Source organism: Dietzia papillomatosis NBRC 105045, from assembly GCF_001570845.1.
Taxonomy (GTDB): domain Bacteria; phylum Actinomycetota; class Actinomycetes; order Mycobacteriales; family Mycobacteriaceae; genus Dietzia; species Dietzia cinnamea.
Genome location: NZ_BCSL01000032.1, coordinates 31,661 through 43,661, shown reverse-complemented (window position 1 = coordinate 43,661; position 12,001 = coordinate 31,661). Strand labels below are relative to the sequence as shown.

Sequence of the window (12,001 nt, the reverse complement as noted above, 5' to 3'; positions counted from 1 at the left end):
AAGACCGGCTCCGCCGCCCCGGCGGCCCCCGCCGATGCCGGTGGCGCCGCCGACCAGGCGGCCAAGAAGGACGGCGGCCACCGCGCCGACTGACCCCTCACGCGTGACGCGCCCGATCCGCGCGGCGTGAACGGTCCCCGCCCCTGCCCAGGGTGCGGGGACCGACGTATATTCGACGGCAAGGGGTGCGCACCACAGTGCGTGGCGCATCCCCTGCCACCACGCACCGCCCCCAGGAGGCACGAATGCTCGTCGCCGCGCTCGGACTGACGATCCTCGGATTCGGCTTTCTCGTCGCCGCGGTCGCGACCGGTCAGATCGGGTGGGCCTGGGCATGCATCGGGGTGGGAGCCCTGGGGCTGTTGCTGCTGGTGATCGACCTCATCAAGGGGCGCGGGGACCGTGACACTCGCACCCGCGGGCCCTCGGGAGAGGCGGACGTCCGGGCGGATGGGTAACATTGGACACCGTCCGGCCCCGAGTCGGACGCGCGATGATCCGGCCATCACCGGGGAGCGCTCGGAAGAACGGCGCGGTCCCGCTTCGGGACCCGCTCAGTAGAACCGAACGGGGGAGCCCGTCACAGCCCGACCCACGAGTGGGCGTCGCACGTCGTCGCCAAACGGGGTGGTACCGCGGACCGTGGCGCGCTGGGCGCCGCCGGATCGTCCCCGAGCGCAGGCCTGACCGGCCCCACGGATGCGAACTCGTGCGGGCCCCCTATGTGAGGAGTCCGCCCCACCATGAGCACCGAGCCCGTGAACCGCGAATCCGCCGACCCGGCGTCCGGCGAGGCCGGTGTCACCGGCAGCGCGTACCCGATCGTCGACCTCACCGGTGGTACCACGTCACAGACCCCCTCGTTCCCGGCCCTCGAGGAGACGGTCCTCGCCCGCTGGGACGAGCGAGACACCTTCCGCGAGTCCATCCGCAACCGGGCGAACGCGGAGGAGTACGTCTTCTACGACGGCCCGCCCTTCGCCAACGGCCTGCCCCACTACGGCCACCTGCTCACCGGCTACGTCAAGGACGTCATCCCGCGCTACCGCACCATGCGCGGCTACAAGGTGGAGCGCCGCTTCGGCTGGGACTGCCACGGACTGCCCGCTGAGCTCGAGGCCGAGAAGCAGCTCGGGATCACCGAGAAGTCCCAGATCCTCGAGATGGGTCTGGCCGAGTTCAACGCCGCCTGCGAGAAGTCGGTGCTGCAGTACACCGACGAGTGGGAGGAGTACGTCCACCGCCAGGCGCGCTGGGTGGACTTCGAGAACGACTACAAGACGCTCGACATCGACTTCACCGAGTCCGTCCTGTGGGCCTTCAAGCAGCTGTACGACAAGGGCCTCGTCTACAAGGGCTTCCGCGTCCTGCCGTACTCCTGGTACGAGCAGACGCCGCTGTCCAACCAGGAGACCCGGCTCGACGACGCCTACAAGATGCGCCAGGACCCGGCCGTCACCGTGGGGCTGCCGCTCGAGGCGCCGCAGGACAGCCCGTTCCACGGGGCCGAGGCCCTCGTGTGGACCACCACGCCGTGGACCCTGCCGTCCAACCTCGCCGCCGCCGTGCACCCCGAGATCGACTACTCGGTCGTGCGGGTCAATTCGGGGCCCTTCGCCGGCCGTGTATTCGTACTGGCCGAGGCGCGCCGCGGCGTCTACGCGGCCGAGTTCGGTGACGACGCCGAGGTCGAGACCGTCGTCAAGGGCTCCGAGCTGGTGGGCCTGCGCTACACTCCGCCGTTCGACTTCTTCGCCGGACACCCGAACGCGCACGTCGTGCTCTCGGCCGACTACGTCTCCACCGAGTCCGGCACCGGCATCGTCCACCTGGCCCCGGCCTTCGGTGAGGAGGACAAGGACGCCTGCGACGCCGCGGGCATCGAGCTGGTGATCCCGGTGGGCCCGGACGGCAAGTTCACCTCGGAGGTGCCGCCGTACGCGGGGCAGCTGGTCTTTGACGCCAACGCGCCCATCTCCCGCGACCTGCGATCGGCGGGCCGACTGATCCGCCACGAGACCATCGAGCACTCCTACCCGCACTCGTGGCGCTCGGGCCAGCCGCTCATCTACATGGCGCTGCCCGCGTGGTTCGTCAAGGTCTCCGCGTTCCGGGACCGCATGGTGGAGCTCAACCGCGAGCACATCACGTGGATGCCCGAGCACGTCCGCGACGGCCAGTTCGGCAAGTGGCTCGAGGGGGCGCGTGACTGGAACATCAACCGCAACCGCTACTGGGGCGCGCCCATCCCGGTGTGGGAGTCCGACGACCCGGCCTACCCGCGCGTGGACGTGTACGGCTCGCTGGACGAGCTCGAGCGGGACTTCGGCGTCCGGCCCACGGACCTGCACCGGCCGTACATCGACGACCTGACCCGACCCAACCCGGACGACCCGACGGGCAAGTCGACCATGCGGCGCGTCGCCGACGTCTTCGACTGCTGGTTCGAGTCCGGGTCGATGCCGTTCGCGCAGGTCCACTACCCGTTCGAGAACAAGGAGTGGTTCGAGACCCACAACCCGGGCGACTTCATCGTCGAGTACAACGGGCAGACCCGCGGCTGGTTCTACACCCTGCACGTGCTGGCCACCGCCCTGTTCGACCGCCCGGCGTTCACGCACGTCGCCGCCCACGGCATCGTCCTGGGCAACGACGGGCTCAAGATGAGCAAGTCCAAGGGCAACTACCCGGACGTCAACGAGGTGTTCGCCCGTGACGGCTCGGACGCCATGCGGTGGTTCCTCATGAGCTCGCCGATCCTGCGCGGAGGCAACCTCGTGGTGACCGAGCAGGGGATCCGCGAGGGCGTCCGCCAGGCCATGCTCCCGCTGTGGAACTCGTACAGCTTCTTCCAGCTGTACGCCTCCCGCCGGGCGACGTGGCGGACGGACTCCCAGCACGTGCTGGACCGCTACATCCTGTCCCGGTTGGCCTCGACCCGCGACGCCATGACCGAGGCACTGGACGCCACGGACATCGCCGCCGCGTGCGACGAACTGCGCCTGTTCGCCGACGCGCTGACCAACTGGTACGTGCGTCGGTCGCGGTCCCGGTTCTGGGCGGGCGAGGACAGCGGGCGGGACTCTCGCGACGCGTTCGACACGCTGTACACGGTGCTCGAGACGACCATGCGGCTCGCTGCGCCGCTGCTGCCGCTGATGAGCGAGGTCGTGTGGACCGGGCTCACCGGCGAGGAGTCGGTGCACCTCGTGGACTGGCCGGCCGCGGACGAGCTGCCCCGCGACGCCGCGCTGGTCGAGGCGATGGAGGCCGTGCGCGACGTGTGCTCGACCGTGTCCTCGATCCGTAAGGCCAAGCACCTGCGGGTGCGTCTGCCGCTGAACTCGCTCACCGTGGCGATGCCGGACGCGCAGCGGCTCGAGCCGTTCACCGGCATCATCGCCGACGAGGTGAACGTCCGTGATGTCCACTTGACCAGCGACGTGGCCGCGCACGGCCGGATGGAGCTGGCGGTCAACGCCCGAGCCGCCGGCCCGCGGCTCGGCAAGCAGGTCCAGACCTGCATCAAGGCCGCCAAGACCGGCGACTGGACCGAGGTCGACGGGGTGGTCACCGCCGGCGGCATCGAGCTGCAGGAGGGCGAGTACGAGCACCGCCTCGTCGCCGCCGATCCCGAGTCGACTGCCGCGCTGCCCGGCGGCACCGGCCTGGTGGTGCTGGACCTGACGGTGACCGAGGAGCTCGAGGCGGAGGGCTGGGCCAAGGACCGCATCCGCGAGATCCAGGAGGCGCGCCGCGCGGCCGGGTTCGACATCTCCGACCGCATCCGTGTGCGGATGGCGGTGCCGGCCGATCGCCGGGAGTGGGCCGATCGGCACGCGCAGCTCATCGCCGCCGAGGTGTTGGCGACCGACTTCGCGGTGGTGGACGGCCTGGACGCGGCCGAGGGGGACGCGGTGGAGCTCGCCGAGGGCGTCCGGATGACGCTGGCGCGGGTCTGATCGGCCCGGACCCGACCCCTGACGGACGCGATCGTGAGCCGACGGAGGCGGCGGTGACCGACGGACAGGACCGCTGGGTCCTGCACGTCGACATGGACGCGTTCTTCGCCTCCTGCGAGCAGCTCACCCGGCCGACCCTGCGGGGTCGGCCGGTGCTCGTGGGCGGGCAGGGCGGCCGCGGCGTGGTGGCGGGGTGTTCGTACGAGGCGCGGGCGTTCGGGGCGCGATCGGCGATGCCGTCGCACCAGGCCCGGCGTCTCGTCGGCCCGTCGGCGGTGTTCGTCTCGCCGCGGATGCCGGTGTATCGCGCGTTGAGCCGCCGGGTGTTCGAGGTGTTCGCCGAGCACGCGCCGGTGGTCGAGCAGGTGTCGGTGGACGAGGCGTTCCTCGAGCCGCCCGGGCTGCGGGGCGCGGACGTGGACCGCACCCGGCGGTGGGCGCAGGATCTGCGGGCGGCGATCCGCGAGGCCACCGGGCTGCCGGCCTCGGTCGGTGCGGGGGCGGGCAAGCAGTACGCCAAGATCGCGTCCGAGCTGGCCAAGCCGGACGGGGTCGCGGTGGTCGCGCGCCGCGATCACGAGCGGGTGCTGCACCCGCTGCCGGTCCGGAGTCTGTGGGGCGTGGGCCCGGTGGCGGGGGAGCGGCTCGCGCAGTTCGGGGTGACGACGATCGGCGACCTGGCCGCGATGGACGACGACGACGTGGCCCACGCGCTTGGCAAGACGGTGGGCCCGGCGATCGCCCGGATCGCCCGCGGGTACGACGACCGGCCGGTGCACGAGCGGGCCGAGGCCAAGCAGATCAGCGCGGAGAGCACGTTCGCCGCCGACCTGACCACGCCCGGTCAGGTCACCGCGGCGGTACGACGGGCGGCGGAGGCCGCGCACCGGCGGCTGCTGCGCGACGGGCGTGCCGCCCGCACGGTGACGGTGAAGGTCAAGCGCTCGGACTTCACGTCGATTAGCCGCTCGTACACGCTGCCGGAGGGCACGACCTCGCTCGAGACGATCATCGCGGTGGCCAGGTCCCTGGCGCCGGATCCGGTGGACTTCGGTGCGATCCGCCTTCTGGGCGTGGGGGTGGCGGGCCTGACGGACTTCCACCAGGACGCGCTGTTCGAGCAGGAGTTCACCCTGGGCGTGCGGCCGGGGGCGGGGGTCGACGACGACGAGGACCTGCCAGACATCGTCGGTGTGGGCACCACCGTGACCACGGAGGAGTCCGAGCCGGCCGATGCCGGGTCGGGGCCCGCGGGCGCGGGGGCTGCCGCGGAAACGGGCGCGGGGGAACTCCCGGCGATCGGGGCGTGGCGTCGGGGCGAGGACCGTCGGTTCGAGACCGGCGCGGACGTGCGTCACCCGGAGTTCGGACACGGCTGGGTGCAGGGCTCGGGGCACGGGCGGGTCTCTGTGCGGTTCGAGACAGCGGTGACCGGGCCGGGCCGGATGCGCACCTTCGCCGAGGACGATCCGGCGCTCGAGCCCGCGGACCCCCTGGACTCCCTGGGCTGGTGACACCCCTCGCACGCCAGCCGCCCGGCCCAGCTGCAGCCGCTCGCGGCGATGGCGTCTCGCGCCCGCGAATGCCCGCCCCGGTTCGCAGCCGCTCCCGGCGATGGCGTCTCGCGTTCGCGCGTGCGCGCCCCGGTTCGCAGCCGCTCCTGCCGATGGCGCCTCGCGTTCGCGCATGCTCGCCCCGGACTCAGCCGCCCCCCGGCATGGCGTCTCGCCCCCACCGCGGTGCGCGCGAGACGCCATGGCGACGGGCGGCTGTTCTCCCGCTCGGCCCGCGCCGCCAACGGCCCGCGGCGGTGAGGGGTTTTCGGGCTGCTCGGGGCCTGCTCGTCAGTTGTAGAGGTGGAACCTCGACCACTCGCGGCGGACCCGCGCCGCGGCATCGACATCAGTGTCGGCGCGGGTCTCGGCGTCAGCGTCAGCGTCGACGTCGACGTCGGCCTCCGCCCCCTCCGCGACGGACAGGAGAGCGGCCAGCAGGACACGGGCCTGCCCCGAGCGCAGGTAGCCGGCGGAGAGCACCCCGCGGGCCGCGAGCTCGGCACCGCCGCCCCGGCCGCCGTACGTCGCGGTCACCTCGCCCCGCGGCACCCGGCTGGAGGCCACCACCACGATGTCGGGCCGGTCCTCGGCGAGCCGGGCCACCGCGTCGGCGACCAGGGGCGGGAGGTTGCCCGACCCCGAACCCTCCAGGACCAGCCCGCGCGCGCGGGCGTCGACGCAGGCGTTCACCGCCGCGGCGTCGGAGCCCGGCGGGCAGGCGACCACGTCCACCCGGGTGTCGGCGAACCGGGCCCGCCCGGTCAGCGTGGGGCGCTCGAGCTCCGGCGGCAGGTCCTCCACCGGGTGCTCGGGGGAGTTTCGGGCGAAGGCGACGGAATCGGTCGTGTGCCACTTGCGCACCCCGCGGGCCTGAAGGATCGCCCGCCCGAGCACCACCAGCACCCCCAGATCGCGGGAGACCGGGTCGGCGGCCAACAGCACCGCGTCGAGCAGGTTCGCGGGCCCGTCGGCCTCGGGGTGGTCGGCGGCACGCTGCGCGCCCGTGAGCGCCACGGGCCGCGGGTCCGCGTGATGCAGGTCCAGCGCGATGGCGGTCTCCTCGAGGGTGTCCGTCCCGTGGGTCACGACCACCCCGGAGACCTCCGGGTCGGCCAGGACGTCCGCGACGGTGTCGACGATCAGGTCCCACTCGGCGGGTCCGAAGGTGGAGGAGTCGGCGTCGAGGACGGCGCGGGCGCTCACCCGTATCTCGCCGGGCAGCACGGCGCGGAGCGCGTCGAGCATCGCCGCCGTGGCCGGATCGGAGTCCCCGGCCACCACCGCGCCCTCGGGCGTCGTGGAGGCGGTGATCGTGCCGCCGGTGGTGCAGATCACGATGTGGGGGGTATCGGTGCTGGTCTGGCCGCTGGTCACCCGGTCCACAGTGCTGTGCGGGCGGCTCGTCGTCAAACACCCGGGCCGCCGACGATGGAACAATGACCGACCAGTGTTCGTTGGGCCGGTGACACGGTTCGGAGCCGGGACCGGCTCGGCGCCGGATGCCCGGTGCCCCACATCTCGACGAAAGGACCCCCGCGTGAGTCTTCGACGGACCATCGCCGCTCTCTCCCTGTCCGCTTTCGCCATGGGTGGCCTCGCCGCCTGTGGGGGTGGAGGCGATGAGCGCGAGACCGCACCCGCGCCCACCACGAGCGCGCAGGAGACCGCCGCCGTGCCCACCGCCGCGGAGCTGACCGGGCTCCTCGACCGGGCGTCCGATCCCGCCGTTCCGGTGGAGGAGAAGGTCGACCTCGTCGAGGGGGGTGCCGAGGCGCCCGAGATCTTCGACCAGATCGCCGCCCTCAAGGCCGAGCAGGGTGCCGGCGTGACGATCACCGGCGTGGCGGAGGGCGACATCCCGGGCACGCTCATCGCCAACGCGGTGATCACCCAGCCGGGCCAGGAGGACATCAACGTCCAGGCGCAGTTCATCAACCAGAACGGCCAGTGGCAGCTGCAGAAGTCCTTCGCCTGCGCGCTGATCACCAACGCCGGGCTCCAGCCGCCGGCCACCTGCGCCGCGGCCTGATCCGGGCGACCGCCGGGCGCCGCGCCGGCGGTCAGTCCACCGTGCGGAAGCTCAGTTCCGAGTCCTCCTCGTAGGTCGACCGTCGTCCGGAATCCGGGTCGACGTAGGCGGTCCGCGTGGAGGACTCGGTCGTCCCGCCCACCGGCAGGGCGGCCCGGAGGTCGACCGTCAGCTCGCCGGAGCCGGAGACGTCGTAGGACTCCACGTCCAGGGTGACGCCCGGCCCGCCGTCGGGCGCGGGTGCGGTGAGGGTGTCCTGCGGATCGGGGGCCTCGGTGCGTGACCGGACGGTGGCGACGTCGCCGTCGAGGTCCACCAGCTCGTAGGTGGTGACCCGGGTCGGGGCGACCGCGTCGTCGACCTGCCGGGTGACCGTCCACCGGGCGCCCACGCCGATCTCCTCGGTGGGGAACGCGACGGTCGCGTCCGAGATCGCGTTGGCGGTGATCTCGACGCCGGCGCGAGCGGCGTCGGTCGCACCCGCCGGTGCCGCCAGTGAGAGCTCGCGGATGACGCCGTCGGCGCTGCGGGTCCAGGTGACGGTGAAACCGGGCGCGGTGGCGAACTGCGCGGACCGGCGGTCGTCGACGGAGGTGAACTCGCGCGCGGTGACGGTCGCCCGCTGGGCGCCGTCGACGTCCGGTTCGGAACGCCCTTCCAGGGTGAGTGTCTGTTCCGGAGTGTCGTCGACCCTCGGCTCGGAACCCGGGACCTCGGTGCGGGACGTGGCTGCACGGGTCACGGCCACGACCGCCGGTTCGAGCGACGGGGCGTAGGCGAGTACCCGCCGCTCGCCCTGCCCGGCGTCCACCAGCTCCACGGTGGGGGCGGGTCCGGGGTCGACGCTCACCTCGGGCTCGAGCGCCTGCGCGTCCGGGTCCGCAGCGGCGCCCGCCCCGGTGGTCGTCGCCTGCCCCGAGGCGGCGGGGTCAGAGGCGTCGTCGTCGGCGCACCCGGCGGTACCGACTACGAGGGTGGCCGCGAGCGCGGCCGCGAGGAGACGTCGACCGGAGCCGCCGCGGCCACCCCGTCCTCGGTCGCCGCCACGCTCGCGGCGGGTGGTTCGGGAGGGGCCGGGGATGACGGTCGATCGCGGGTCCACGCCCCGAGCCTAGAGGGTCGCCCACCCGCAGCCGTCGGGTCGGCGACATCATCAGGGATACTGGGCGGCATGACGGAGACCGACGGCACGCGGCCTGACGCCGCGGGAGCGAGCACACCCGGACCTCGGGCCACCGCGCCCGGGTACTTCCGCGCGGGGCCGGCGGTCATGCTGGCGATCGCGGGCGTGGTGGTCCTGATCGATCAGGTCACCAAGGTGCTCGCGGTGGCCAACCTGGAGAACGCCCGCCCGATCGAGCTCGTGGGTGACACGGTGCGGTTGGTGCTGCTGCGCAATCCCGGCGCCGCGTTCTCGATGGGTACGGAGTCGACGGTCGTGCTCAGCGTCGTCGCCACGGTCGTGGTGCTGGGGCTGCTGTGGTTCTCCCGCCGCGTCCACTCCACATGGTGGGCGTGGGGGCTGGGCCTCATCCTCGGCGGCGCCGCCGGCAATCTCGTGGACCGCTACTTCCGGGCGCCCGGGATCCTGCAGGGCCACGTCGTGGACTTCCTGTCCGTGGGCTGGTGGCCGGTGTTCAACGTGGCGGACTCCTGCTTGGTCGCCGGTGTGATCGTGGTGGCGGTGGCGGTCCTGCGCAACATCGACTTCGACGGCTCGCGCGTGTCGGACGACGCCGCCCCCGTCGCCAAGGGGGACCCGGCCGATGGGTGAGCTGCGTACCTTCCCCGTGCCGGACGGTCTCGACGGCATGCGCGTCGACGCCGGCGTCTCCCGGCTGTTGGGCATCTCGCGCACCGCGGTGGCGGACCTGGCCGGCGAGGGCAAGGTTCTGCTCGACGGCCGCACCGTGGGCAAGTCCGACAAGCTCACCGGGATGTCCTGGATCGAGGTAGAGATGCCGGAGCCGCGGGCCGAGCCGGCGGTGGTCGCCGAGCCGGTCGAGGGGATGGCGGTCGTGTACTCGGACGCGGACATCGTCGTCGTCGACAAGCCCGTCGGTGTGGCCGCGCACGCCTCGGTCGGGTGGACCGGTCCCACGGTGATCGGCGGCCTGGCCGCCGCCGGGTACCGCATCTCGACCTCGGGACCGCCGGAGCGCAAGGGGATCGTCCACCGCCTCGACGTGGGGACCTCCGGCCTCATGGTGGTGGCGGCGTCGGAGCGGGCGTACACGCTGCTCAAGCGGGCGTTCCGCGACCGGACTGTCGACAAGACCTACCACGCGCTGGTGCAGGGCCACCCCGATCCGCTCTCGGGGACGATTGACGCGCCGATCGGCCGGCACACGTCGAACGACTGGCGCTTCGCGGTCACCTCCGACGGCAAGCCGTCGATCACGCACTACGACACCCTCGAGGCGCACCAGGCGGCGACGTTGGTCGAGGTGAAGCTCGAGACGGGGCGCACCCATCAGATCCGCGTGCACTTCTCGGCGCTGCACCACCCGTGTGCGGGTGACCTCACGTACGGCGCGGACCCGGTCCTCGCGCGGCGGCTGGGGCTCGAGCGGCAGTGGCTGCACGCGGTGGGCCTGGGCTTCGAGCATCCGGGCACGGGGGCGCGCGTGGACTTCGCGAGCCGGTACCCCGACGACCTGCAGCACGCGATCGACGTCCTCCGCGACGCATGACCGGCGCCGCGCGGCTGCTGCGGGCCGCCGGCGTGGGGGTGGTGGTCGTCCTGGCGCTGGTGACGATCCTCACCGCGCTGCGCACCGAGCTCCCGCGGAGCCCGGGGGTGATGAGCGACGCCCTGGGCCCCGACCCCGGCGAGCGCGTCGGCGACTACCTCGACCGCGCGGCCGCCTCACTGGTCACCGTGGGCGGCGGGACGGACGTCCCGGGGGGATCCGGTGATGATGGCGACGACGACGAGGGCCGCGCCCGCGACCCCGACGCCCACCGCTGGGCCCTCGTCAGCGCGGGTGAGGCGTGGTCGGTCGCCGAGGCCGCCGGCGCGGTGCGGGGTCTGCCGCGCGTCTCGGGGCTGTCCGTGCAGGTGCCGGTCGAGGGGGTCGCGATGCCCGTTTCCGACGTGGCGCTGGCCGAGCCGGTGGCGGGGGAGGCCGGGCGCGAGGCGGTGTTCGGCCGGGGCCTCGAGCAGGCGGCCGCGCGGCTCGATCCGGCCCCGGCGGGATCGGACCGGGCCGCCGCGGCCGCCGCGCTCACCGCGTCCCGCATCCGGGCGGGGGAGCCCGCGATCATCGGCCTGCTCGTGCGCGGCACGACCGGACAGCTGCGCGCGGTGGCCGACCACCGCGGTGTGCGGGCGGTGGAGGCGCTGCCCCCCGACGCGGTGTACGGGCGCTTCGCCGTCCGGCCCCTGCTGCCTCAGCAGGTCGACTCGGCCCTGCCGCTCCCGGACGCCGCCCCCGTACCCCCCGCCTGACCGGCCACCGCGGGCGACCGGCGCTAGGGTTGCGCCGGTGAACGGTGAGGCGGCAGGGGAGAAGGACAGGACGGTCGCCGTCGGCATGGCGGCCGGCGTCGCGGCGTACACGCTCTGGGGCTTCTTCCCCGCCTTCTTCCCGCTGCTCGAGCCCGCCGGGGCGGTCGAGATCCTCGCGCACCGGATCGTGTGGTCGTTCGTCGTCATGGCCATCGTGGTCACGCTGCTGCGCGGCTGGGGGCGGGTGCGCGCCATGGACCGCACCTCCTGGGCCCGCATCGGGGGTGCGGCCGCCTTCGTCTCGGCCAACTGGGGCGTCTACGTGTACGCGGTCAACTCCGAGCGGGTCACCGAGGCGGCACTGGGGTACACGATCAACCCGCTGGTCAGCGTGCTGCTGGGCGTGATCGTCTTCCGCGAACGGCTCACCCGCCCACAGTGGCTCGCGGTGGCCCTCGCCGTCGTCGCCGTCGGGGTCCTCACCGCCGGATACGGTCACTTCCCGTACCTGTCGGTGATCCTCGCCGTGAGTTTCGGTCTGTACGGCGTGTTCAAGAAGAAGCTGCGCGTGGATCCGGTGACCGGGATGCTCGGCGAGGTCGCGGTGACGACGCCCGTCGCGGTGGCCTTCCTGGTCTGGCTGGGCGCGTCCGGCGCGGGCACCTTCACCGGGCACGGTGCGGGGCATTCCGCGCTGCTGGCCGCCTCCGGCCTCGTCACCGTGGTGCCGCTGCTGCTGTTCGCCGTCGCCGCGCAGCGCATCCCGCTGGCCACCGTCGGCATGCTGCAGTACATCGTCCCGGTGCTGCAGATGGCGTGGGGACTGCTCGTCGTGGGCGAGCGACTCGACGCCGTCCAGTGGGTGGGCTTCGCGCTCATCTGGACCGCCGTCATCGCGTTCACGCTGGCCGGTCGCACGCCGCGCGCGGCCCGTCCTGGGGGTTCGAGGACTGTCGGTGATCCGACCTAGACTGTGGCGGACGAGTCCGTAGGAGGAGTGCTT

General features: G+C 73.1%; 10 protein-coding genes. 8 read left to right on the top strand and 2 right to left on the bottom strand.

Going from position 1 to position 12,001, the window contains the following annotated elements; all coding sequences use genetic code 11:
* Window positions 1-245: 245 nt before the first annotated feature.
* The 3 genes from DPA01S_RS11830 (at window position 246) to DPA01S_RS11820 (ending at window position 5,476) form a co-directional block, all read left to right on the top strand.
* Entirely contained in the window at window positions 246-458 is a 213-nt protein-coding gene (locus tag DPA01S_RS11830) for a hypothetical protein (RefSeq protein ID WP_061229111.1), read from the top strand.
* A gap of 285 nt (window positions 459-743) precedes the next feature.
* Complete coding sequence (ileS, locus tag DPA01S_RS11825) at window positions 744-3,962, top strand: isoleucine--tRNA ligase (protein ID WP_083961806.1); 3,219 nt, start codon at window positions 744-746, stop codon at window positions 3,960-3,962.
* A gap of 53 nt (window positions 3,963-4,015) precedes the next feature.
* A complete protein-coding gene (locus DPA01S_RS11820; RefSeq protein ID WP_061229112.1) occupies window positions 4,016-5,476 on the top strand; it encodes a DNA polymerase IV in 1,461 nt (486 codons plus the stop codon).
* 330 nt (window positions 5,477-5,806) lie between these two features.
* Here the strand turns inward: DPA01S_RS11820 and DPA01S_RS11815 are convergent, their stop codons facing one another.
* Window positions 5,807-6,892: an asparaginase gene (locus tag DPA01S_RS11815; RefSeq protein ID WP_232303119.1), complete on the bottom strand. Its 1,086-nt coding sequence runs from the start codon at window positions 6,890-6,892 to the stop codon at window positions 5,807-5,809.
* A gap of 163 nt (window positions 6,893-7,055) precedes the next feature.
* On the opposite strand from DPA01S_RS11815, the gene DPA01S_RS11810 reads away from it, so the two are divergent.
* Complete coding sequence (locus DPA01S_RS11810; RefSeq protein ID WP_061229114.1) at window positions 7,056-7,547, top strand: WKL family lipoprotein; 492 nt, start codon at window positions 7,056-7,058, stop codon at window positions 7,545-7,547.
* A 31-nt stretch (window positions 7,548-7,578) separates the two neighbouring features.
* Here the strand turns inward: DPA01S_RS11810 and DPA01S_RS11805 are convergent, their stop codons facing one another.
* Window positions 7,579-8,649 carry a hypothetical protein gene (locus DPA01S_RS11805; protein WP_167349555.1) on the bottom strand — a complete coding sequence of 357 codons (1,071 nt, stop codon included), beginning with the start codon at window positions 8,647-8,649 and terminating at the stop codon, window positions 7,579-7,581.
* A 69-nt stretch (window positions 8,650-8,718) separates the two neighbouring features.
* On the opposite strand from DPA01S_RS11805, the gene lspA reads away from it, so the two are divergent.
* Genes lspA through rarD form a run of 4 tightly spaced genes read left to right on the top strand, consistent with a single transcriptional unit; the run spans window position 8,719 to window position 11,968 of the window.
* Window positions 8,719-9,321 carry a signal peptidase II gene (lspA, locus tag DPA01S_RS11800; RefSeq protein WP_061229115.1) on the top strand — a complete coding sequence of 201 codons (603 nt, stop codon included), beginning with the start codon at window positions 8,719-8,721 and terminating at the stop codon, window positions 9,319-9,321.
* Entirely contained in the window at window positions 9,314-10,240 is a 927-nt protein-coding gene (locus tag DPA01S_RS11795; RefSeq protein ID WP_061916452.1) for an RluA family pseudouridine synthase, read from the top strand. Before lspA ends, DPA01S_RS11795 begins: the two co-directional genes overlap by 8 nt.
* Window positions 10,237-10,998 carry a hypothetical protein gene (locus DPA01S_RS11790; protein WP_063935653.1) on the top strand — a complete coding sequence of 254 codons (762 nt, stop codon included), beginning with the start codon at window positions 10,237-10,239 and terminating at the stop codon, window positions 10,996-10,998. Before DPA01S_RS11795 ends, DPA01S_RS11790 begins: the two co-directional genes overlap by 4 nt.
* Window positions 10,999-11,035: 37 nt before the next feature.
* Complete coding sequence (rarD, locus tag DPA01S_RS11785) at window positions 11,036-11,968, top strand: EamA family transporter RarD (protein WP_109149080.1); 933 nt, start codon at window positions 11,036-11,038, stop codon at window positions 11,966-11,968.
* Window positions 11,969-12,001 lie beyond the last annotated feature (33 nt).

Bases quoted from the DNA above. Each gene is read 5' to 3' on its own strand.
- lspA (WP_061229115.1), top strand. From the start codon at position 8,719: ATGACGGAGACCGACGGCACGCGGCCTGACGCCGCGGGAGCGAGCACA.
- DPA01S_RS11830 (WP_061229111.1), top strand. From the start codon at position 246: ATGCTCGTCGCCGCGCTCGGACTGACGATCCTCGGATTCGGCTTTCTC.
- ileS (WP_083961806.1), top strand. From the start codon at position 744: ATGAGCACCGAGCCCGTGAACCGCGAATCCGCCGACCCGGCGTCCGGC.
- DPA01S_RS11795 (WP_061916452.1), top strand. From the start codon at position 9,314: ATGGGTGAGCTGCGTACCTTCCCCGTGCCGGACGGTCTCGACGGCATG.
- DPA01S_RS11790 (WP_063935653.1), top strand. From the start codon at position 10,237: ATGACCGGCGCCGCGCGGCTGCTGCGGGCCGCCGGCGTGGGGGTGGTG.